Origin of the sequence: Kitasatospora sp. NPDC050463 (genome assembly GCF_040655255.1) — a bacterium.
Taxonomy (GTDB): Bacteria; Actinomycetota; Actinomycetes; order Streptomycetales; family Streptomycetaceae; genus Kitasatospora.
This window is the reverse complement of record NZ_JBFAJO010000034.1, coordinates 1-21,284: the sequence shown is the minus strand read 5'-3', so window position 1 is coordinate 21,284 and position 21,284 is coordinate 1. Positions and strand designations below refer to the sequence as shown.

Sequence of the window (21,284 nt, the reverse complement as noted above, 5' to 3'; positions counted from 1 at the left end):
GTGAACACAGCCCCCCACCGCATTCCCCGCAGGCGAACCTCCGCGAGCGCAGCCCTCAGGAACCGCAATCCGTCGTCCGATCAATCGTCAACTGCTGTTTCCCCGGCGGTTCGACGATCGGACGGCACCCGCGCGGCCCAGGGTGGCGCGACCCCGGCGCGACAACCGAACGGTTCGACAGATGGCAGTGGCTCCCACCCCAAGGGCGGGAGCCACTGCCATGACCCGGAGACTCAGGCCGCGCGCTTCGCGGGGAAGGCGTGCGTCCGGGCGGCGAACACCAGGGCGATCAGCGGGATCACGAGCACCAGGACGGTCCACGGGAACGAGGTGGGTCCGGCGGCCGAGAGCAGGATGCCGCCGGCCACGCCACCGCCGGCCATGAACGAGTTCCAGACGGTGACCAGCAGCGCCTGTCCGCGGCTGCCGCCGGTGTTGGTGACCGCGGTCTGCAGCAGGGTGGCCAGGCCGCCCCAGCCGAGACCCCACAACACCATCGCCCCGTAGACGGCGACCGGGCTGCCGGGCGTCAGCGCCAGGAACACCGCCGCCACCGAGAACAGGACACAGCTGGCGATGGTCAGTTCGCGCAGGTAGCGGTCGATCAGCGTGCCGGTGATCCAGATGCTCAGCATCGAGGCGAGACCGAAGACCAGCAGTACGACGTCCCGGTTGTCGCCCATCTTGTTCTCGTCCAGGAACGAGGCGATGTACGTGTAGAAGGTATTGTGGGCGAGCACGTAGGCGGCCACCACGACCAGGATGATCGACACGCCGGGCAGGCGCAGGGCCTGCAGGATCGGCTCGCGGTGGCCCGCCTTCTGGCCCGGGTGGTCGGGCACGGACGCGATGATCCAGAGCAGCAGCAGTACGGTGACCGCGGTGATCAGGCCGAACGTCAGCCGCCAGCCGAACACCTTGCCGAGGAAGGTGCCCGCCGGGATGCCCAGGGAGAGCGCGAGCGGAATGCCGATCATGGTGATCGCGATCGCCCGGCCCACCAGGTGCGGCGGTGCCAGTCGGCGTGCGTACACCACGAGTTCACCCCAGACGGCGGCCGCGGCCACACCGGCGACGAGCCGGAATCCCATGGTCAGGATGTAGTTCGACGAGATCGCGGTGACGGTGTTGGCGAGGATGAAGGCCACCACCGCGACCAGGACGAGCTGCTTGCGGCGCCAGCCGGCGGTGGCGGCCGCCAGGGGGATGGCCGAGACGCCGGTGGCGATCGCGTAGATCGTCAGCGCCTGGCCCATCGCGGACTCGCTGACCGAGAGGTCACTCGCCATCTCGGGGAGCACGCCTGCGGGCAGCGCTTCGGTCAGCACCATCACGAAGGCTGCCGTGGCCAGGGCCAACAGGGGGGACAGCGGGAGCTTGCGACTCTCCTCCGTATCAGGAGGGGAGCTTGCCGACAGCCCGGTCTGGGACGTTGCCATGCTTGTTACCTCAAACTCTCATACGAATGCGGATTCAGGACGCTGCGGTACGTACGGGGTGAGCCGACCACGGGTCGGAGAGCGGTTCGTGCACGCCAAAGCCCCCCGGCCCCGACGCAGCGTGCTGCCAGCCGCAACAACCGCCGGGCGCCCGGTCATCCCGTTTCTCGCAGAGATGATGGACTTATTTATGTTCTGGCGGAACCGGTGGCCGCGGCGAGCCAGGAACTCACCACTCGGTCTGGGGCTTCAGCTAGTTGACGTATCGTCAACCGTGCAGGTCAGGGGCACGGAGCGGTCGGCGGCGACGGACGTGCGGGGCACCGCGTGGGAGATCGAGGGGCCGCCGATTTCGGCGGCGAGACCGTCTCACATGCTGGACGCCTTGCGGGAACCCACCTGCCCGGCGGGGCGAACTCCCCCGCCGGGCAGGTGAATCAGGCCACAAGAACGGGAACCGGTCACGGTGCCTAGGCCGATGCCTCCGGCTGACCGAACGTCACCTCGTTAGAGAGGACGACCCCGTGGCTCTTGAAGTCGATGGTGATGCGGTCGCCGTGGGCGATCCGGAAGCCGTCGTGGTAGCTGGCCTTGTCGGCGCCGAGCAGGACGTAGTTGACCAGGCCCGGCCGGCGGAGCGCCGGGTACTCGAAGAGGTTGTCCACCATGTCCTGGATCCGGAAGTACAGGGCGTCCTCGCCGCAGTCGAACGGCCCCTCCCAGGCGGGGACGCCGTCCCGCTCGATGACGACCCGGCCGGTCACCGAGGCCGGCGGCTCCCCGAGGAACAGCCACGGGGTGATCGAGGTGTCGCACAGCTTGCAGTACGGGTTCCAGCCCGGGTTCTGGATGTGCAGACCGATGTCGCACAGATCGTTGCCGAACGTGTAGCCCGCGTACCGCGGGTTGCCCGCATCGTCGTTGACGTAGACGAGGGCGATCTCCGGCTCCTCGATCAGCGCCACCGACTTCTCCGGCACGACGAGGGTCTCACCCGGCAGCCGCAGCCAGGAACCGAAGCCCTTGAAGAACCAGTTCGGCGGCACGAACTCGTCGTCCTCGCCCGGCTCGCTCTCGAACTTCGACTTGTGGGTGCGCATGAAACCGCTCAGCAGGGCGTTCCCGCTGGCCTCCGGCAGCAGCGGCGGCAGGTACTTCACCTGCTCCTCGCCGCCCTCGACGGTGATCGGCTCCACCTCGGCCTTGATGGCGGCGACGACCTCCTCGGCGCTCTCCTGGGCGATGAACTCGGCCTGCAGCCGGCCGTCGTTGACGCGGTACAGCGTCAGAGCCTGACCGGGAGCGGGCTTCTCGAAGCCCACGTACCGCTCACCCTGGTATTCGCATTCGAAAAGTATGGACATCTCGGTGGTCCTCCTAGGCTCGTTGGTGCGGTCGGCCCGGCAGGAGCCGGGTGGTGGACGGGGCGGTGAGGTCCGTCAGGACCTCGTCGACCCGGTCGATGGCGGCGCGGATCCACGGCAGTGCGAGCGGATCGGCGGCGGCCAGGGCGGCGTGCTGCTGCTGCGCGGTCTCGCCGTAGAACCGGCTGGTGGCCGCGCGCAGCCGCAGCGGCTCGGCGGCCTCCCCGAACGCCTCGGCGCCCAGCACGCCGACGCCGTAGCGGTCGGTGAGCAGGCCGGCCAACTCGGTTCCGGTGCGCACCCCGTGGACGGCGCGGAGCTGCTCGCGCAGCGGCTCGAAGTCCGGGTACAGGTAGCAGGTGGCGCGAACCGGGGCCAGCAGGGCCCCGGCGGCGGTGAACCGCTCCGCCGTCGCCCGGGCGACGACGCCGTGCAGCCGGCGCGAGGCGGCCACGTGCTCGACGATCTCCGGCGGCTCGCCGAAGGCGTAGGCGGCCGCCACCTGGACGGGGGCGGGCGGGCTGGACCAGATCTGGCTGGCGATGGCGAGCAGCCGCGTGTGCAGCTGCCGCCCGGTGTCGCCGTCGGGCAACAGGGCGACCCCGGTGCGCCAGCCGCCGACCGCCAGGTTCTTGGTCAGCCCGGTGGTGACCACGGTGCGCTCGGGTGCGAACGCGGCCGGGGAGACCGCCGGGGTGGCCGGGTCGAAGACCAGGTCGCAGTAGATCTCGTCGGAGATGATGACGAGGTCGAGCTCCCGGGCCGCCTCGCCCAGACGCCGTACGGTGTCGGGCGAGGCGACGGCGCCGGTGGGGTTGTCCGGCAGGGTGACCACGACGGAGCGCGGGTCGTACCCGGCGGCCCGGGCCGCGCGGACCGTCTCGCGCAGCCGCTCCGGGTCCGGCACGCCGCCCTCCCCCGCCACCACGGGCACCTTGAGGACGCGGGCGCCGATGAGCTCGGCCTGGGCCGCGTAGCTGACCCAGCTGGGCCGGGGGATCACCACGTCCCCGCCGACCGCCATGATCAGAGCGAACAGCAGGGACTTGCTGCCCGGCCCGGCGACGACCAGCTCCGGGTCGGCGGCCAGGGCGCGCCGCTGCCAGTAGCCGGCCGCCGCCGCCCGCAGGGCCGGGCTGCCCGCCACCGGGCCGTACGTCGTCCGGTCGGCGGCGGCCGCCAGCCGGGCCTTCAGCTCGGGGTGGACCGGCAGGCCGATCTCGCCGCTGGCCATGATCAGGACCTGTTCGCCGGCGGCGCGTCTGCGGGCGAGGGCCTCGTCGGCGGCCAGCGTCGCCGACAGCGTCACCTTCGCGGGCTCGGGCATGGGTGTGCTCCACGGATCGGAGGGGGGTCGGTACGGGTGGTGCTCGGTCGGTGCCCGGTCGGTGCCGGGCGGCGGTCCGAACGGGCCGGCGGTCACTGCCCGCCGTAGCGCCGGCGCAGCTCGGCCTTGCGGACCTTGCCGGTGAGGGTCTTCGGCAGCGCGTCGACGACCACCAGGCGCTCCGGGAAGAAGCGCCGGTCCTGACCGGCTTCGGTCAGCTGGGCGTGGATCTCGGCCAGTTCGGGCTGCGCGCCGCCGGTGACGACCACCGCGAGGATCGGGTCGTCGGTCCGGCCGGCGGACCCGACCAGGGCGGTCTCGGTCACCTCCGGGTGCCGCGAGATGATCGCTTCGAGCTCCGTCATCGGGACGACGATGCCGTCGCGGATCAGGGCGTCCTTGGCCCGGCCGAGGATGCGGATGCCGCCGCGGCCGTCGTCGCGCGCCAGGTCGCCGGTGTCGAACCAGCCCTCGGCGTTGAACTCCGCGGCGAAGACGTCCTCGCGCTTGTAGTAGCCGAGGGCCTGCGCCGCACCGCGCACCCGCAGCCGGCCGACCTGGGCGCGCTTGCCCGGGTCGTCGCGGTCGTCGATGCGCAGCTCCATGGAGTCGATCGGCCCGCCGTTGCTGCTGGCCGCCCAGTCCTGGTTGTAGTCGAGCCGGGTGATGGTGACGGGCCCGAACTCGGACATGCCCCACACCGAGTAGGTGCGGGCCCCGAGGGTCTCGCGCACGTCGTCCACCAGCTCCTGGAGCACCGGCGCGGAGCCGGTGACGGCGTGGCGCAGGGTGGAGACGTCGCGGGGGTCGGCCCGCTGGGAGGCCGCGATGTCCACGAGGGTGGACGGCGGACCGTAGAGGAGCGTGGCGCCGTACCGCTCGACCAGGTCGAGCAGCGCGGAGTTGCGCCGGACGTCCTGGAAGGCGATGGTGGCGCCGAGCATGACGCCGGTGAGGATGCCCTGGCCGAAGCCGGAGTAGTGGACGAGCGGGGTGGTGACGGCCGCGACCAGGCTGTCGTCGAGCAGGAAGGTGTCGGCGTAGCCGCGGACGGCCGCGTGGATGGTGTTCTGGCTGTGCAGCACCCCCTTGGACACGCCGGTGGTTCCGGAGGTGAACAGCACCACGAACGGGTCGTCCGGGGTGAGTTCACGCCCGTCCAGTTCGCCCGCGCGCTGCTCCTCCCACGGGATGCCGACGAAGTGGTCGTCGAAGGAGAGCGTGCCGGCGTCCCGGCCGCCGACCACCACCACGTGCTCCAGGGGCAGTTCGGCCTTCAGCGCGGTGAGGTGCGCGGCCAGCGGGTAGCCGTTCCACTCCGGGACGGTGATGCAGACCCTGGCGCCGGTGAGCTCCAGGCGGTGGCGCAGCTCGTCCTCCTGGCACACCGGGTCGATCGGGCAGATGACGGCGCCGACCCGGATGCAGGCGAACAGCAGCGGCACCATCTCCCACCGGTTGGGGAGCTGAACGGCGACGAACTCCCCGCGCTGCACGCCCAGTTCGGCGAGTGCGAGGGCGAATCGGTCGGTCAGGGTGGCGAGTTCGGAGTAGTCGAGGGTGTCGGTGCGGGCCTCCCCGATCCGGCGCCCGGCGACGGCGAGCTTGTGCGGCCGCAGCCGGGCCTGCCGGCGCAGGTCGTCGAGGAAGGTCTCCTCGCGCCACCAGCCGCGCCGAAGGTACTCGGCCGCGCTGTCGCGGGCCGGGGCCCGCTCCGGACCGGTGGGCGCGGTGGCGCTCATCCGCGCTCCTTGCGGCGGGCGGCGAGCAGCTCGGGCAGCGGGTCGCCCGCGCGGCCGGCGGCGATCTCCAGCAGGTCGCGGGTGTTCTGCCGGACCCGGTCGCCGACCCACTCGAAGACCCAGGCCTTGCGGGCCTCCGCCTCCAGGTGGAACGGGACGACGCGGGTGACGGCCAGGGCCGCCGAGCCGGCGCCGCCGATGTTCGCGATCACGCCCGGGACGATGGTGGCGCCGGCAGCCAGCACCTTGGCCTTGCCCTCGGCGCTGGAGGCGAGGTTGCCGCCCTCGACCACCAGGCGCGGGCGCAGCCGGTGGGCGTTGTCGGCGTTGATCGCGTGCTTCTGCGCCGCGAGGATCAGCAGGTCGGCGTCGACGTCGAGCCAGGCGTCCGGCTCGCCGGACTGGGTGACGCCCTGCGGCAGGCGTGAGCGGTCGATCCGGCCGAACTCGTCGGTGATGGCGACCAGGTCGGCCACCGGCAGCCGGTCCGCGCTGATGGTGCCCTGGACGTCGGCGACGCCCACCACGATGTGCCCGCGGTCCTCCAGGAAGCGGGCGACCGCGCGGCCCACCGCGCCGAAGCCCTGCACCACGACCCGGGCCGACTCGGTGCGGCCGCTCTCCTCCAGGGCGGTGACCGCGGCCACGCCCACCCCGTGCCCGGTGCAGTCGATCAGCGGCTCGTAGTAGGTGCGCCAGTCGATCGGCATGTCCGGGGCGCCCAGCCGGAAGCGCGGGTCGTAGCCGGCCTCCTCGAAGAACACGGCCCGGTCCGCGGGGGTGACGCCCATGTCGATGCCGAGGTGGATACCACCGTGCAGCAGCGGCTTCACGGTCCGCCCGAAGGTCCGGAAGGTCTCCTCGCGGTTGCTGCCGTCGGAGACGATGCCGGCCTTGGCGCCACCGATGCGCAGTCCGGCGAGGGTGAACTTGTCGGTCATGTCGCGGGCCAGGCCCGCCACTTCCTCCTCGGTGACCCCGGTGGTCATCCGGGTGCCCCCCATGGCCAGGCCGTCGACGAGGGAGTCGACGACCACCCAGCCCTTGATCGCGCCGCCGCTGCCGTTGAGGTGGACGGCGAATGCGGGCGCCTGGGTCTCTTCCACAGTCATTGCGAAGTCCTTTGGTACCTAGGTGGGTTCAGAAAGCCGACGGTGTGCGTCGCGCAGACGCGGCGGCCGCCCCGAAGAGCGCGGCCGCGCACGCCTGCTGACGGACCGTCACTGGTACAACTGGGCGAAGCCTCGCAGAATCTCCAGGCCGTCGCTGCGGAACTCCAGATGTGCCTGGGCCCCGTGGATCCGCCCGTCCTCGGAGCGGATGAACTCCACCGGGGCGTGCTCCGAGCGGCCGATGGAGCGGAAGCCCTCGGGTGCCTCCTGCAGGTAGAGGGTGTGCCGGTGGAAGACCGTCACGGTCGGCTTCACATGGGTGAAGAGCGGCTCCTCCTTGTCGACCTGCACCTCGTAGCCGCCCACGCGCTGCGGCCCCTCGGCGAGCCGGCCGCCGGCCGCGACGGCGATGATCTGCATGCCGCCGCAGATCCCGAAGACCGGGACGTCGGCACCCGTCACGAGGTCGATGAGCGGCCGGTAGAAGTCGCTGTCATAGGCCCGCACCTTGGTACCGCTCAGGACGATCGCCTGGTAGCGGCCGCCGAGGTCGGCGGGTACCGAATCGGCGCGGACGACGTCCGTCTCCGATCCCAGTTCCTCGAAGCGGCCGCGGAGCTGCTTCAGCGACAGCGTTCCGTTGTTGACGACTAGCACACGGGATTTCGCCACGTGCCCTGCTCCTCACGCTCGTGTGATGACGGTTCCGGTGCGCTCGGCGATCAGGTCGGTCACGGGTGCGCTGCCGATGACGACGCGTTCCACTCCCCGGTCCAGGGCCTCCCCCGCGGCGCGCAGCTTCTTGCGCATCCCGCCGGTGGCACCCTTGTCCCGGAACCTGGCCGCGGCCTCCGCCGTGATCCGGCGCACCGGCTGATCGTCGATCAGCAGGTGCGCGACATCCGTGACCAGGACCAGCTGTTCGGCCCCGATGCCGCCCGCGACGGCGGCGGCGGCCCGGTCGCCGTCGGTGTTCACCTCGCGGCCGGCCGCGTCCCGCGCCAGCGGGGTGACCAGGTACGCGTGGCCCGGCCGGAGGTTCTTCAGCACCGTCGGGTCCACGCCGGTGATGGGACCGACGAGGTTCTCCAGCTCGACGAGCTGCTTCTCCTTCCACCACCAGCGCTCGCCCTCGCCCGCGGTCACCAGGCCGTCGCTGCCGAGCGCGCGCTCGGCGGTGATCCCGCGCCGCTCCAGACGTCGCAGGACGTCCTCCGCGAGCTCGGCGCTGACGGTCTTGATGTCCTCGATGACCTCGGGGGTCGTCCACCGGCTCTGGTTGCCGTACCGGTCGCGCAGGATCGCCGACGGCTCGTGGTAGCGGGGGCTGAGGTTCTTCAGTGGCTTGGACCAGCCGTGCACCAGGACCAGCGGGCGGTCCTGGCCGAACCGGGCCAGGTCGTCCCACCAGGAGCCGGCGAGGTCGTCGACCGTGCTGCCGCCGAGCTTGACGACGGTCGGGGTGCCGGTGGCGGTCGTCCCGGTCATGCGGGCATCACCGGCTGCATGGTCAGCCCCGTCTCCTCGGGCAGGCCGAAGCGGAGGTTGAGGACCTGGATCCCCTGGCCCGCCGCGCCCTTCACCATGTTGTCCAGCGCCGCCAGGACGACGATCCGGCCGCCCTCCTCGTCGTGCAGGACGGTCACGTCGCAGTAGTTGGAGCCCAGGACGGCCTGCGGGTCGGGCACCGGGATCAGCGTCTCGTTGTGCCGGCGGACCCGCACGAAGGGACGCTGCTTGTAGAAGCGCAGGTAGGCGCGGTTCAGCGTGCGCGCGTCCACCTCGTCGTCGGTGAACACGTAGGAGCTGGCCATCAGCCCGCGCACGTGCGAGACGCCGTACGCCGACATGCTCAGCGAGTCGATGCCGCCCGGCTTGCTGCGCTCCAGGAAGTCCTTGACCTCCGCCGCGTGCCGGTGCCCGGCCGGCGCGTAGGGCGCGATGGCGCCGTTGCGCAGCGGGTGCAGGTCCGCCGTCCGCAGCGACAGGCCGCCGCCGCTGGAGCCGGTCTTGCCGTCCACCACCACGGTCTTCAGGTTGAGGCCGAGGCCGATCACCAGCGGGGCGAGCCCGATGGTGATCGCGGTGGCGAAGCAGCCCGGCAGGGAGATCAGCGCGGCGCCGGGCAGCTGGTCGCCGATCAGCTCCGGGACGCCGTAGACGAACCGGTCGGCCAGGCCGCCCGCCCGCCGCACGTCCGGGTACCACCGGTCGTGCAGGGCCGGCGTCTGGATCCGGAAGGCGCCGCTGAGGTCGATGACGCAGGGCACCTCGTCGGCCAGCCGCGCGGCCAGCTCCGCCGAGGCGGTGGCGGGTGTGGCGAGGAAGACGACGTCGCACCGGCCGGCGAGGTTCGTGCTGACCGGTTCGATGGTCAGTCCGAGGTCCAGCCGCAGGCCCGGGTGGAACTCGGCCGGGCGCCGCCCCGCGCTGGCGTTGCCGCCCAGGAAGGTGAGCTCCAGCTCGGGGTGCTGGACGACCAGTCTGATCAGTTCACCGCCGGCGAGCCCGGAGGCCCCGAAGATGCCGACCCGGATCATCCGATCTCCTCCCGTACGTAGCGGCCGATGGCCGTGGCGATGTCCACCCCGGTCGCCGAGGCCACCGCCTTGAAGGCCGGTGCGTGGTTGACCTCGTTGACCACGTAGCCGTTGGGCGTCGCGAAGAGGTCGATGCCGAAGATGCCCTCGCCGAGGACGTCCAGCACCCCGTCGACGATCTTCTGCACCTCGGGGTCGAGGTCGACGGCGCGGTTGCGGTTGCCCAGCGCGGCGTTGCTGCGCCAGTCCGTCCCCGCGCTGTGGAACTCCGCGATGGCGACCAGCTCGCGGCCGACCACGAAGCAGCGCAGCGAGGACCCGCCGGCCAGGTAGGGCTCGACCAGCGAGGCCTGCTCGAAGCCGTGCCCGAGGTCCTCGACGTAGTCGTAGACCGAGTGCGCGGTGTCCGCGTCCCGCAGCAGCGTGACCCGCTTGCCCATGCCTCCGAAGACCGGCTTCAGCACGACCGGCGGCGGCAGTTCGGCCAGGGCCTTCTCGAAGTCCCGCCGGGACAGCACGAGACGGAAGTCGGGCACCGGCACGTCCGCGGCGCGCAGCTGGGCGCGCAGCGTCAGTTTGTTCTCACAGGCCTGGATGGCCGAGACCGTGTTCAGGGTGGGGATCCGGGCCGCCTCCGCGACGGTGGCGATCAGGCCGCCCCGCGTGTAGCTGCGGCTGCGGACGAGCACGGCGGCGTAGCCACCGAGCGAGGCCGACTCCTGGTCGCCCAGGGAGAGGGACTCGTCGTTGACCCACTCGACGCGCAGGCCGAGGACGGCGGCCGCGTCGATCAGCCGGCGCTCTTCCCAGCCGACCCGGTCGGCGACGATGGCGACAGTTCGTTCCATGGGGTTACTGGCCCCAATCGCGAAGCTGCACCTCGACCATCTGGAGGCTGAGCCGGCCCTCCACGACGTCCTCGACCCGCAGCGTCAACATGCACTCGGGGCAGGCGATGGTCTCGCCCTGTACCAACGGCGGGGTGGTCAGGTCGGTCTCGCATTCGGGGCACAGGCCGGTCAACGTGCCAGCAGACATTGTCATCTCCGTAGTCGTTCTTCTGTGGATGTGGAGCCGGGGAGGGGAAGGTGCGGCCCGGGAGGTGCCGGGCCCGGTCAGACGGACTGGAACTCGACGGCGGCCTTGCGGATCGCGTCGCGGTCCAGCAGGTCGCGGTCGTCCTGCTCTTGACGGCCGGTCAGCCAGGCGGTGAAGGCATCGACGTCGACGGACTCGGCCAGTTCGTCGAGGGCCCACCTGACCAGCGGCGAGGTCAGCCGGGTGCGCACGCGCAGCTCGCGGGAGTTCCCGACGATCTCCGGGGCCAGCGTCTCGTAGGCCTCCGGGTGGGTCAGCTGACCGGGCAGCTCGTAGGCGAAGGCGTGCGGGGCCGTGGGGCCGGACTGGAAGGCGTCGCCGAGCCGGGCGCCGCGCAGCGCGGCGTTGGTGAGCTCGGTGAGGTGGCTCAGGTCGAAACGGGTGTCGCCGTAGATCACCCGCAGCGAGGTGAGCAGTTCGGCGAGCGGGGCGTTGCCGCCGCGCTCACCGATCCCGCCGGCCGTCGCGGAGATCCACTTCGCCCCCGCCCGGTAGGCGGCCAGCGAGTTGGCGACCGCCATGCCCAGCATGTTGTGCGAGTGGATCTCGATCTCGGAGCCGTCGATCGCGGTGATGCTGCGGATCTGCTCCTCCATCTGCCAGGGCGACAGGTAGGCGACGGTCTCCGCGAGCCGGAACCGGTCGGCGCCGGCCTCGAAGCCCGCCTCGACGTAGGGGACGAGCCGCTCCTTCGGCGTGCGGGCACCGTCCTCGCCGCTGAAGGTGACGTGGAAGCCGCGCTCCTTGGCCGCGACGATGGCCGCCCGGGCCACCGCGATCAGGTACTTGGTGCTGGCCGAGCTCAGCTTGAGGGCCGCGTGCTGCTCGGACGTCGGGATCGAGAACATCACGGACTTCACGCCCAGCCGCTTGGCCTCGTCCAGCGCCTTGACCACCTGCTGGCGGTCGCGCACCACGACCAGGCTCAGTGAGCGCTCCGGGCCCACCGCCTCGTGGGTGGCGAGGATGAGGTCCGCGTCCTTGGACGACGGGCCGGAGATCATCCCGACCTCGACCAGCTCGACGCCGGTGCGGACCAGGAGGTCGGCGATGTGGGCGGCGTCCTTGGGGCCGAACTCGACGCCGGCCATGTGCGCGGAGTCCCGCAAGGTCGCGTCGGACAGATGGGGCAGCCCCTGCGGGGGCACGTCTTCCTTCAGGTGCTCTGCTGGTGCCATGTGCGTTCCCTCCTTTTCCGGAGCCGGGTTCCCATTCGCGCTGACCTCGGCTCCGGCCTGAATTCTCGCGATGCGGCATGTACGAATGAAGCAGGGCCGAAAGAGCGACGATGCGCAGTGCGCTCGACAAATATGGTGGTCGATCTCGCCGTGAAGGGACAACACCGTCAATGTCAGAAGCTTGTCAAGGACTGTGATGCAACGTCATGGACGGTGAGCTGTGCGGACTTCTCGTCGGCATGCCGACAATTTTCTGGACACGCCTCCCGAGCGGCCTGTATCGCTGAATAGGCGCGCGAAATCCGCGCCGAGCGGGGGGCGGGGCCGGGGGCGAGCCCCGCGAGCCGTACGAGCGCTCCCCGACGGTGTGCCGTCCCGTACCGCCGCACCTCCGCGATCCGAGAACGGAGCCAGGGAAAACGTGAGAAGAGAACGGTCGAAGCGTGCGAACGCACCCCGCAGCGCCGGGGGAAGCGACCTCTTACCGATCTGAGCACGGCCCGTAGAAAGGAGAGAACGTCCGATGGTTGCTCCACAGGAACTCAAGCCCGCCGCCCCAGGGGCCGGCGACCCGTCGTCGGCCGCCGCGGCCCGCGAACTGGCCGAGCGCGTCGCGCGGCCGAGCGCCGCCGAGCGCGACCGTGACCACCGCTGGGACCCGGCCCTGTTCGCCGAACTGGCGGGCGCCCGACCGGGCCCCGGCCTCGCCGGGCCGCTGGTACCGCGCGCCCTCGGCGGCGGCGGCCTCAGCGCCACCCAGACCTGTGCCCTCCTCGAAGGCCTGGGCGAAGGAGCCCGCGACCCGGGCCTCGCCCTCGCCGTCGGCGTCCACGCGGTGCTCGCCACGGTGCCGCTGCGCGCCTTCGGCAGCCCCCGCCAGCGCGAGCGCTACCTGCCCCTGATGGCCTCCGGCGACTGGATCGGCGCCGTGTCCCTGCGGCAGACCCAGGGCGCCGCGCTCGCCCCGACCGTCACGGCCCGGCCCGGCACGCCGGGGCTGGGCGGCTGGGTGCTCACGGGCGACCTGGACCTCGTCGCCGGCGGCCCGGTGGCCCACCACTTCCTGGTCGTCGCCACGCACGACGGCGGCGGCCGGACGGCCTTCGTGCTGGACCGCTCCACGCCCGGGCTGCTGATCACCGAGTCGGCGCCGGCCGCCATGCGCACCTGCACCTGGGGGCGACTGGTCCTGGACGGCTGCCACGTCCCGGACGACGCGGTGCTGGGCACCGTCGGCGGCGCCGAGGCCGAGGTGGAGCCGCTGATGGCGTCACTGGACTGGGTCTTCTCCAGCGCACCCTGGCTCGGCGTCATGCGGGCCCTGGTCCGGGACGCCGTCGACGGTGCGGCCGAGCGCCAGGTCTTCGGCCGGCCCCTCGTGCACGCCCAGTCCGTCCGGTTCACGCTGGCGGACCTCGCCACCCGCTGCGAGCTGGCCGCCGGTCTGTTGTACCGGGCCGCCGGACAGTTCGACTCCGGCGGCCGGCCCACCCGCCAGGACGCCGCCACCGCCCGGCTCTTCGTGGCGGCCGCCGCGCGGGCGGTCGCCGAGGGGGCCGCCCGCCTGTCCGGCCCGGCCGCCCTGACCAGTGACCACCTGATCGCGCGGGCGCACCGCGACGCACTGTTCTTCGCCGAGACCGGCGGCGGCACCGAGGTGCTGCGTCCGGTGATCGCCGCGTCCCTGCTCGGGCTCGGCTGATGTGAGGACTGATACCGACATGACCGAGACACCGCACGGCACCGTCCTCAGCTTCCCGGGCACCGCGTCCCGGGCCGCCGAGACCGACGCGGAGGGCCGGATGCCTCCGCCGAACTGGACGGAGATCATCGACAGCGGCTACCTGCGGCTGTTCCACCCGCCGGCGTCGGGCGGCACCGGCGCCGACGGGCTCACCCAGCTGGCGGCCATGGAGGCACTGGCCCGGGCCTGTGCCGGCAGCTACTGGACCGCCACCGTGTCCGGCCTGCTCTGCGGCAAGCTGATCTCCCGCTACAGCCGGTCGAGCGAGCACGACCGGCTGCTGAAGCCGCTGATCTCCGGCGAGAAGCTGGCCTGCTTCGCCATCGTGGAGCCGCCCGCGGGCAGCGACGCCGGCACCTACAACACCACCGTGCGGCCCGCCGGAGCCCCCGGCGAGGGGTTCGTCATCAGCGGCGAGAAGGCCAAGATCACCAACGCGCCCGACGCCGACCTGGCCGTGACGCTCGCCCGCCGGCAGAAGGCCCCCGGCGACGAGGGCCACGACTGGTGCCTCGCCTTCGTCGACCTGAACCAGCCCGGCGTCCGCCGCTACGAGACGCCGCGGATGGGGCTGCGCGGCATGCCCTGGGGTGGCATCGTCTTCACCGAGGCCGTGGTCTCCGAGGCCGATGTGGTGCCCGTCCCCTTCGGCGAACTGGCGGGCGAACTCGCCGAGCTGATGGCCTGGGGGTGGCTGCTGATCTCGGTCTCGGCCATCGCCATCGCCGAGTCCGCACTGGACGCGTCGGTCCGGTACGCGGGCGAGCGGGTCTCCTTCGGACGGCCGCTGGGGCACATGGAGGGCGTGCAGACCCAGCTCGCCGAGTCCCGCGCCCAGATCGACGCCGCCCGGGTGCTGGCCCGCAAGGCGGTGACCGAACTCGCCGCCGGCCGGTCGGCCCGGGAGGCGATCGCGATGCTCAAGATCTACGCGACCGAGATGGCCGTCGAGGTCGCCGCCCGCGCCGTACAGATCCACGGCGCGGCCGGCGTCACCCGGGGACACGAGGTGGAGCGCCTCTACCGGGACGCGCAGATGAACGTCATCGGCGGGTTCACCTCGAACCGGCTGCGTGAGACGGTCGCCGAGAGCCTGGGCCTGGGCCCGGCGGTCTACCAGCCCTTCGACTGGGTGGCGCCGGCCGGCCTGGGCATCGACCCGGCGGGCTTCGACGGCCTCACGCAGTCCGCCGGGGCCGTTCCCGCGTAGTTCGGAATTCGGCACCTCGCGTGTTCTTCCGGCCCGGCCCGGGACCGGGCCGGAAGAACCACGGGAATACCGGTACCGGCCGGCCGGTCCAGGTATGTGGACCGGCCGGCCGGTCGAATTCCGACTCGATCGGAATATGTCACGCCGAGTTCATCCTCCGGAACACCGCACGTGAATTCCCGCTGTCCCGCCGGCGGCGCGTGACGCGGATCGGCGACCCGTCCCGGGATTTCCCGGTACTCCCCGGAACGGCCTCGGCGGTGGGCGAACTCCGCCCCGTCGGACGTCGCCGTGGACATCGGCGACGGTCTTGCCGTGTTCGGCGGAGAGCCGCGGCCGGGTCGGCGCCGCGACCGGTCGACCGCGCTCGGCCTCGACCGGTCGACCGCGCCGGGTCCACACCGACCTCCCCGCACCGCGGTCCTTGTCCACGACCACATGGCCGGGCGTCCGGAAAGCCCGGGTGCGCCGCCCCCGATCACCACGCCGTAGTGATCAACTAACTTGATGACTATCAAGTTTGACGCAACATCACGTATTGGTTTGGTAACGACGGATACGTATGGCGCCGAGCCGTCCCGGGCAGGTACATGCTGTGGGCATGCATGCGCGACGCCTCCGCGGCACCCTGCCGACGCGTCCCCGCAGGCTCACGGGGACGTCGTTGTCGCACGAAAGTCGGCGATGATCAGATGAGCACATTCGACATGTGGACCTGTTCCGGCTGCGGCACGGCCTGCTCACCGGCCACCGTCCGCTGCCCCGGCTGCGGAGCCGGCCCGGGCGGTACGGGCGGCCCGGGCGGTACGGGCGGACTGGGCGGTACGGGCGCCACCGGCCTGGGCGGTACGGGCCCGGCCTCGGGGGCATCGCCCGGGCCGACCCTGCCGGGCCCCGCGAAGGCGGCGCCGCCGATGGCCCCCACCTTCGCACCGACGCCCCCTCCCACCGGCGCCGCCACGATGCCCACCACATCGAGCAGTTGGACGACGGCGCCCCACCCCGGGCCGCACCAGCCGGCCCCTTCCCTGGCCACGGACGCCACCCGCTACCTGTGCGCGGCCGTGCAGTTGGAGGGCGACCTGGCCGGCCGGGCCGTCGAGTCCGTCCTCAAGGAGCCGCACCGCACCGTCGCCTCCTCACCCGGCGTCGACCTGGTCTGCGTCCTGCGCTACGCGCTCGCCGCACGCACCCGGCAGACCACCGCCCAGGTGCTGCTCACCCTGACCGCGGTCGGTCTGGTGGCCTCCTTCGCCTACCAGCCCCTCTCCGACCCCGCGACCTCCGTCATCCCGCTCCCGCTGCCGCCCCTCGGCCTCCCGCTGCTCGCCGTGGCCTGGGGCATCGTGCTGGTCGAACGGCTGATCACGTTCTACGGCGTCCTGCGGCCCAAGTTGCGCCGGGGCGCCTTCGACCCCGCGCAGGCACCGCGCGCCCGGCCGCAGGACGAGACGCTGCTGAGCCGGCTGGCAACAGAGGACCAGCAGGGGAACGTCTCGGTCTTCGCCGGCTACGAACCGTTCCTCGGCTACGGGAGGCAGCTCAACAGCTGGAACTTCACCGTCGCCGTGGACCGGCCCGGGGAGCAGTTCGACCACGTGGTCCCGTTCACCCTCAAGACGCTGGACGCCGAGGTCATGACGGCGGTCACCGGCCTCGGGCTGCCCGGCGTCGAGATCTCCGAGCGCGTCTTCGTCAACGGTGCGGACCTGGCGCAGGGCCTGGACCAGGCACTCCGCCCGCTCCTCCTCCCCCGGCCCGAGGGCCGGCCGCAAATCGCCCTGGACCCGGCCGTGCTCGACCGGCTGCGCGCGGACGGCTCCGGCCGGGCCCGGCCGTACCTGGTGACCACCGTCGCGGGCTGGAACAGCGAACTGGTGGCCACCACCGCGGTCCGCTTCTCGCTCAGCCCCGCGCGGGACCAGCTGTTCGTCGAGGGCGCCACCTCGCTGCTCCCCCCGCTCCACCGCCGCTACCACCAGGTCGACCACCTGCTCGACCGCCCCACCTGGTGGCAGCTGGCGGACCTGCTGCGCTCCTCGGCCGGCGCCGTGCTGTTCCGGCTGCCGACCGCCCCGTTCAAGCTGCTCGCCCTGGTGAGCGCCCAGTTGGCCGAACGCCGCAAGGAACGCGACCAGCTGCGGCAGATCGCCCTCGGCGCCTTCAACTACGGTGCGGCGCTGAGCCTCCGGGAGACGGCGAGCGACACGCAGTTCCACCGGTACTTCCAGCAGATCGACAGCCAGATGTACTCCAAGATCGTCGAACGCCGCGTCCTGGACACGCTCACCGACTTCCTGGCGGACCACCAGGTGGACGTCTCCGAGCTCCGGGAACGCCAGAGCGTGATCTACAACGGCGGCGTGTTCACCTCCGGCAACGCCACCGTCAACTTCGTCAATTCCGCGGTGGCCGCCGGAGCCGCCAGCAGGATCATGACCCGGGCCGGCCGCGGGCCGGCCGGCGGCAGGAAGGAGGGCCGATGAGCGAGGACCGACGCATCACCGGTGGATTCCACGTCAGCGGCAACGCCAACGTCACCATCACCGGTTCGGGGGTGGCCGCCGGCGAGAACTCGTCGGCCACCGTCCACACCTCCTCGCCGGCGGTGGACGAGGAGGCGCTGGCCCGACGGGTGCTCGCGCTGGCCGAGCAGCTGCGGCAGAGCTCCGACCCGGCCACCGCCCGGGCTGCGGAGGACCTCCAGCAGGCGGTGACCGCACCCGCGCGGCGCTGGGAGCAGGTACTGGCCTACCTGTCCCGGGCCGGGCAGGGCCTGGCCGCCACCACGGCGGTGGCCACCGAGATCCAGGGCCTGGACAACGCCGTCAGGGCGCTCCTGCCGTAGGAACGCCGCGCCGGGGAACGGGGCCCGGCCGCCGGCGAGTGACGTCACACGTTGCCTGTCGCTCGTCGCACGTCGCACGTCGCACGAACATCGGAACCGCGCGTCAGGGACGCGATCTGAAGGGGGATTGCACATGGCCGAGACCAGGGGTGTTCTGCTGCCCGCCTACGTACTCGCCGACGAGTCGGCCTCGATGGGCCCCTACCTGCGGGAACTGTCGGACGGTCTGATCTCGCTCTGCGAGGGGCTGCGGGCCGAGCCGATGATCGCCGCCAAACTGCGGCTGGCCGTCCTCGGCTTCTCCGACGACGTGCAGGTCCGGCTCGCCGTCGCCGACATGCGCACCGAGACCAGCCTGCCCCAGGTGGTCATCCGCGGCACGACCAGGTACCAGGCGGTCTTCGACGACCTGCTGCAGCGCATCCCCACCGACGTGCAGTGGCTGCGCGGCCAGGGGTACAAGGTGCACCGCCCGGTGGTGTTCTTCCTCAGCGACGGCCAGCCGACCGACGGCGACGCCTGGCGGCACCCGCACACCGTCCTTACCGACCGGGCCCGCACCCCCACCTCGCCGAACATCATCGCCTGCGGGATCGGCGACGCCCAGGCCCGGACCATGCTGGAGGTCGCGACCCGGCCGGAGTTCGCCTTCGTGGCCAAGACGGGCACGGACATCGGCCGGGCCATCGCCGAGTTCTTCCACTCGCTCACCGCGAGCCTGGTCGCCTCGGGCCACGCGCTGAACTCCGCCAGCCCGCAGCTCGTCGTCAACCGGCCCGACCAGTTCACCATGGCCATCGACGAGGTGGGCCTGTGAATCCGTACGGCCTCGACGGCGGTCCGCCGCCGTTGCCGCCGCCGGCCCCACCGCTGACCCCGCCGCTCGCCCCCGGCCCGGGGCCGGGGCCGGGGCCGGCGCCCTGGGCGCGGATCGCGGTCGGTGCGCCCGGTGTCGAATTCGAGTCGCGCCCGCCCGGCGAGGACGCCTTCGACGTGCCCGACACCGAGTGCGACGGCTGGTCCACCCCGGGCCTCACCCTGCGGCTCGCCTCGGTACGGGGTGCCCAGCACCGCTACTACCGCAAGCCGCGCCAGGACGCCGCCCGCGCCGTGGCGCACGAGTCCACCGGCACCGTCGTGTTCGCCGTCGCCGACGGCGTCTCCAGTGCCACGAACGCCGAGCTCGGCGCCGGCGAGGCCTGCCGGGCCGCGCTGGAGCGGATGCTGCTCCAACTCTCCTGGAGCACCGCGGCGCTGGACCTCCAGGATGTCGCCCGGCACGCCGCCGAGCGACTGCACCGGCTGGCCCGCGGACGGCTGAACAGCGCCGAGCCGAGCCCCGCCGAGGTCGCGGGCCTGTACGCGACCACGCTGGTGACCGGCGTGGTCCGCCCCCATCCCGACGGACCGATCGTCCAGCTGTGCCGGGTCGGGGACTCCGGCGCCTGGCTGCTGGACCGCCCGCACGGCCGGTACCGCCCACTCTTCCCCTCGAAGACCGGCTCGGACACCCTGCTGGTCTCCAACGAGGTGACCCCGCTGCCCAGCGTGCCCGAGCGACTCGAACAGGCCACCGTACGGCTGACGCCCGGTCTCGCGCTGCTGGTCGGCACCGACGGCTTCGGCGACCCGCTCGGCGACGGCGACGGCCAGGTCGGTGCGCTCTTCGCCCGCCACCTCGCCCAACCACCGCCGCCGCTCTGGCTCGCGCACGTACTGGACTTCTCCCGGGAGACCTTCGACGACGACCGGACGCTGCTGGCCGTCTGGCCCCGCGACCCGGCGGCGCGGCGATGACCACCTCCGGACGCACCGTCGACCACGGCGCCCTCGTCCTGGACCGCCAGCTCGGGCAGGGCGGCCAGGGTGTGGTCCACCGGGTGGCCAACCGGAGGATCAACGAGGCCGACGGCGACGGCTGGGAGGTCGTCTACAAGGAGTACGCCCCGGCCCTGCTGCCTCTTCTCGACGCCCGTGCCCTGGCCACCATGGTGGGCCTGCTCGCCGAACTCAGCGGGAGCGAGGGCAGGTGGCTCTGCGAGAAGACCGCCTGGCCCGCCGCCGTCGTCCGGCGCGAGGGCCGCACCAGCGGCTTCCTGATGCGGGCCGCTCCCGACCGCTTCCACTTCGACTTCCGCAGCCTGAGCAGCACGGCCACGGCCACCCGCCGGCTCGCGAACCTGGAGTTCCTGCTCAACGACGACAGGTACGTGGCCGGCATCGGCCTGACCGTCAGCGAGCGGGACCGGCTGCTCCTGCTGGCCGACCTGGCCACCACGCTCGGCCGGCTGCACCGCATCGGCATCACCGTCGGCGACCTGTCCCCGAAGAACCTGCTGTTCACCACGGCCGGCGGCCGGCCCGAGTGCTTCCTCATCGACTGCGACGCCATGCGCCTGCGGGGTGCCAGCATCCTGCCGCAGGCCGAGACACCGGACTGGCAGCTCCCGGCGGGCGAGGAGAAGGCCACTCCGGCCGGTGACGTCCACAAGCTGGCGCTGCTGGCGGTCCGCCTGTTCGCCCGCGACCAGACCACCACCGACCCCGCCGCCCTGACCGCGGTGAGTCCGGCGCTGGGCGACCTGGCCCGCGCGAGCCTCGACCCGGACCCGGCCCGGCGGCCGAGCCCGGTGCTGTGGGCGGAACATCTCGGGGTGGCCGCCGTGGCGGCGTCGACCGCTCCCGTCACCGGGGCCGGCGGGGCGGGCGGGACCGGCGGGGCGGGCGGCGCGGGCGGCGCAGGCGGGACCGGCGGGACCGGCGGCGCGGGCGGTTCCGCGTCGGGTTCGCCCGGCGGGCCGACGCCCGCACCGAAGTCCTCGGTGGGCTCCGGCATCGGCGTGATCCTCCTCCTCGCCGCCGTCGTCGCCGCATACGCGTTCGTCCAGTCCCGCCACGACTCGAACTCGGTGTCGGACACGACGCCGAATACAGCGGTGTCCACCTACACCCCGTACACCCCGTACACCCCGGCCCCGCTCCCCAAGCCCGCGAAGACCACCCCCGTGGACCCGCCCTACACACCACCACCCGCGCCCCAACCCGCGCCCTCGGACATCGCCTTCGGCCACGTCGACACCGGCGACTGCCTGAGCAACTACAACGACACGATCTCGGACTGGGAGCCGACCACTCCGGCCGTGACGAGCTGCACCGGTGCCGAGGCGGTCTACCGCGTGATGTCGATCACGCGCTCCGGCACCTGCGACTCGTACGACCGGGGCTGGTACCACAACAACCGCGACGGCACCGAGACCAACCTCTGCATGAACCGCAACTTCGTCGCCGGCCAATGCATGTTCGCCAAGGCCGAGGGCAAGCAGCTCTTCGTCTACTACAACGCCGTCGTCCCGTGCCGGGTCGGCATCCCCGACAAGTACGAGTACATGGTCCAGATCTCCAAGGTGTACCCCAACGGTGCACCCGCCGACGCCTGCGGCAACGACCGGCAGTGGAAGACGGACCGCGGCACCGTCTACTGCGGCGATGCCCGGTGGAGGCGCAAGGACGTACCCGACCTGTAGACGTGCCGAGAATTCGCCGGCACAACGCAAAGAACCCCCACCCGGAATCGGGTGGGGGTTCTCTGTGAATGATTGTTCGGCGGCGTCCTACTCTCCCACAGGGTCCCCCCTGCAGTACCATCGGCGCTGTGAGGCTTAGCTTCCGGGTTCGGAATGTA

The 21,284-nt window shown here is 72.2% G+C and carries 18 protein-coding genes and 1 rRNA gene; 7 read left to right on the top strand and 12 right to left on the bottom strand.

Translation table 11 applies throughout. The features are described from left to right. Positions 1–233: 233 nt before the first annotated feature. The 11 genes from AB0J08_RS21840 to AB0J08_RS21790 form a co-directional block, all read right to left on the bottom strand. A complete protein-coding gene (locus AB0J08_RS21840) occupies positions 234–1,439 on the bottom strand; it encodes an MFS transporter (RefSeq protein ID WP_360636598.1) in 1,206 nt (401 codons plus the stop codon). 470 nt (positions 1,440–1,909) lie between these two features. Then, positions 1,910–2,803: a fumarylacetoacetate (FAA) hydrolase gene (locus tag AB0J08_RS21835; RefSeq protein ID WP_360636595.1), complete on the bottom strand. Its 894-nt coding sequence runs from the start codon at positions 2,801–2,803 to the stop codon at positions 1,910–1,912. A 13-nt stretch (positions 2,804–2,816) separates the two neighbouring features. Beyond that, positions 2,817–4,130: a pyridoxal phosphate-dependent aminotransferase gene (locus AB0J08_RS21830; RefSeq protein WP_360636592.1), complete on the bottom strand. Its 1,314-nt coding sequence runs from the start codon at positions 4,128–4,130 to the stop codon at positions 2,817–2,819. Between the two features lie 92 nt (positions 4,131–4,222). After that, positions 4,223–5,872 carry an AMP-binding protein gene (locus tag AB0J08_RS21825; RefSeq protein ID WP_360636589.1) on the bottom strand — a complete coding sequence of 550 codons (1,650 nt, stop codon included), beginning with the start codon at positions 5,870–5,872 and terminating at the stop codon, positions 4,223–4,225. Next, a complete protein-coding gene (locus AB0J08_RS21820; RefSeq protein ID WP_360636586.1) occupies positions 5,869–6,984 on the bottom strand; it encodes a Glu/Leu/Phe/Val dehydrogenase dimerization domain-containing protein in 1,116 nt (371 codons plus the stop codon). The genes AB0J08_RS21825 and AB0J08_RS21820 overlap by 4 nt, the downstream gene beginning before the upstream one ends. Positions 6,985–7,092: 108 nt before the next feature. Then, complete coding sequence (locus tag AB0J08_RS21815) at positions 7,093–7,656, bottom strand: gamma-glutamyl-gamma-aminobutyrate hydrolase family protein (RefSeq protein ID WP_360636583.1); 564 nt, start codon at positions 7,654–7,656, stop codon at positions 7,093–7,095. A 12-nt stretch (positions 7,657–7,668) separates the two neighbouring features. Further along, on the bottom strand, positions 7,669–8,472 hold the full coding sequence (locus AB0J08_RS21810) for an acetylglutamate kinase (protein WP_360636580.1): 804 nt from the start codon (positions 8,470–8,472) through the stop codon (positions 7,669–7,671). Further along, positions 8,469–9,524: an N-acetyl-gamma-glutamyl-phosphate reductase gene (argC, locus tag AB0J08_RS21805; RefSeq protein ID WP_360636577.1), complete on the bottom strand. Its 1,056-nt coding sequence runs from the start codon at positions 9,522–9,524 to the stop codon at positions 8,469–8,471. The genes AB0J08_RS21810 and argC overlap by 4 nt, the downstream gene beginning before the upstream one ends. Then, complete coding sequence (locus AB0J08_RS21800; RefSeq protein ID WP_360636574.1) at positions 9,521–10,372, bottom strand: RimK family alpha-L-glutamate ligase; 852 nt, start codon at positions 10,370–10,372, stop codon at positions 9,521–9,523. The genes argC and AB0J08_RS21800 overlap by 4 nt, the downstream gene beginning before the upstream one ends. 4 nt (positions 10,373–10,376) lie before the next feature. Beyond that, the gene (locus AB0J08_RS21795; protein WP_360636571.1) at positions 10,377–10,568 is read right to left on the bottom strand and encodes a lysine biosynthesis protein LysW; all 192 of its coding nucleotides are present in this window, start codon (positions 10,566–10,568) and stop codon (positions 10,377–10,379) included. 71 nt (positions 10,569–10,639) lie between these two features. Continuing rightward, a complete protein-coding gene (locus tag AB0J08_RS21790) occupies positions 10,640–11,800 on the bottom strand; it encodes an isopropylmalate synthase (protein WP_360636568.1) in 1,161 nt (386 codons plus the stop codon). 523 nt (positions 11,801–12,323) lie between these two features. On the opposite strand from AB0J08_RS21790, the gene AB0J08_RS21785 reads away from it, so the two are divergent. The 7 genes from AB0J08_RS21785 (at position 12,324) to AB0J08_RS21755 (ending at position 21,126) form a co-directional block, all read left to right on the top strand. Then, positions 12,324–13,502 (top strand): acyl-CoA dehydrogenase family protein, encoded by a 1,179-nt coding sequence (locus AB0J08_RS21785; protein WP_360636565.1) that lies wholly within the window; start codon positions 12,324–12,326, stop codon positions 13,500–13,502. Positions 13,503–13,521: 19 nt separating this feature from the next. Continuing rightward, positions 13,522–14,754 (top strand): acyl-CoA dehydrogenase family protein, encoded by a 1,233-nt coding sequence (locus AB0J08_RS21780; protein ID WP_360636562.1) that lies wholly within the window; start codon positions 13,522–13,524, stop codon positions 14,752–14,754. Between the two features lie 692 nt (positions 14,755–15,446). Continuing rightward, positions 15,447–17,240, top strand: a complete 1,794-nt coding sequence (locus AB0J08_RS21775; protein WP_360636559.1) for a hypothetical protein — start codon at positions 15,447–15,449, stop codon at positions 17,238–17,240. After that, complete coding sequence (locus AB0J08_RS21770; RefSeq protein WP_360636557.1) at positions 17,237–17,602, top strand: hypothetical protein; 366 nt, start codon at positions 17,237–17,239, stop codon at positions 17,600–17,602. Before AB0J08_RS21775 ends, AB0J08_RS21770 begins: the two co-directional genes overlap by 4 nt. Before the next feature lie 133 nt (positions 17,603–17,735). Next, on the top strand, positions 17,736–18,419 hold the full coding sequence (locus AB0J08_RS21765; protein ID WP_360636554.1) for a VWA domain-containing protein: 684 nt from the start codon (positions 17,736–17,738) through the stop codon (positions 18,417–18,419). Then, a complete protein-coding gene (locus tag AB0J08_RS21760; RefSeq protein WP_360636551.1) occupies positions 18,416–19,399 on the top strand; it encodes a protein phosphatase 2C domain-containing protein in 984 nt (327 codons plus the stop codon). The genes AB0J08_RS21765 and AB0J08_RS21760 overlap by 4 nt, the downstream gene beginning before the upstream one ends. After that, a complete protein-coding gene (locus tag AB0J08_RS21755; RefSeq protein WP_360636548.1) occupies positions 19,396–21,126 on the top strand; it encodes a hypothetical protein in 1,731 nt (576 codons plus the stop codon). Before AB0J08_RS21760 ends, AB0J08_RS21755 begins: the two co-directional genes overlap by 4 nt. A gap of 74 nt (positions 21,127–21,200) precedes the next feature. Here AB0J08_RS21755 and rrf read toward each other — a convergent pair. Then, a 5S ribosomal RNA gene (gene rrf / locus AB0J08_RS21750) occupies positions 21,201–21,284 on the bottom strand; the annotation flags it as partial.

What these genes read in the sequence shown, in the direction of transcription:
- AB0J08_RS21840 (WP_360636598.1), bottom strand. Translation starts at nt 1,439, where the DNA reads ATGGCAACGTCCCAGACCGGGCTGTCGGCAAGCTCCCCTCCTGATACG.
- AB0J08_RS21835 (WP_360636595.1), bottom strand. Translation starts at nt 2,803, where the DNA reads ATGTCCATACTTTTCGAATGCGAATACCAGGGTGAGCGGTACGTGGGC.
- AB0J08_RS21830 (WP_360636592.1), bottom strand. Translation starts at nt 4,130, where the DNA reads ATGCCCGAGCCCGCGAAGGTGACGCTGTCGGCGACGCTGGCCGCCGAC.
- AB0J08_RS21825 (WP_360636589.1), bottom strand. Translation starts at nt 5,872, where the DNA reads ATGAGCGCCACCGCGCCCACCGGTCCGGAGCGGGCCCCGGCCCGCGAC.
- AB0J08_RS21820 (WP_360636586.1), bottom strand. Translation starts at nt 6,984, where the DNA reads ATGACTGTGGAAGAGACCCAGGCGCCCGCATTCGCCGTCCACCTCAAC.
- AB0J08_RS21810 (WP_360636580.1), bottom strand. Translation starts at nt 8,472, where the DNA reads ATGACCGGGACGACCGCCACCGGCACCCCGACCGTCGTCAAGCTCGGC.
- argC (WP_360636577.1), bottom strand. Translation starts at nt 9,524, where the DNA reads ATGATCCGGGTCGGCATCTTCGGGGCCTCCGGGCTCGCCGGCGGTGAA.
- AB0J08_RS21800 (WP_360636574.1), bottom strand. Translation starts at nt 10,372, where the DNA reads ATGGAACGAACTGTCGCCATCGTCGCCGACCGGGTCGGCTGGGAAGAG.
- AB0J08_RS21795 (WP_360636571.1), bottom strand. Translation starts at nt 10,568, where the DNA reads ATGACAATGTCTGCTGGCACGTTGACCGGCCTGTGCCCCGAATGCGAG.
- AB0J08_RS21790 (WP_360636568.1), bottom strand. Translation starts at nt 11,800, where the DNA reads ATGGCACCAGCAGAGCACCTGAAGGAAGACGTGCCCCCGCAGGGGCTG.
- AB0J08_RS21785 (WP_360636565.1), top strand. Translation starts at nt 12,324, where the DNA reads ATGGTTGCTCCACAGGAACTCAAGCCCGCCGCCCCAGGGGCCGGCGAC.
- AB0J08_RS21780 (WP_360636562.1), top strand. Translation starts at nt 13,522, where the DNA reads ATGACCGAGACACCGCACGGCACCGTCCTCAGCTTCCCGGGCACCGCG.
- AB0J08_RS21775 (WP_360636559.1), top strand. Translation starts at nt 15,447, where the DNA reads ATGAGCACATTCGACATGTGGACCTGTTCCGGCTGCGGCACGGCCTGC.
- AB0J08_RS21770 (WP_360636557.1), top strand. Translation starts at nt 17,237, where the DNA reads ATGAGCGAGGACCGACGCATCACCGGTGGATTCCACGTCAGCGGCAAC.
- AB0J08_RS21765 (WP_360636554.1), top strand. Translation starts at nt 17,736, where the DNA reads ATGGCCGAGACCAGGGGTGTTCTGCTGCCCGCCTACGTACTCGCCGAC.
- AB0J08_RS21755 (WP_360636548.1), top strand. Translation starts at nt 19,396, where the DNA reads ATGACCACCTCCGGACGCACCGTCGACCACGGCGCCCTCGTCCTGGAC.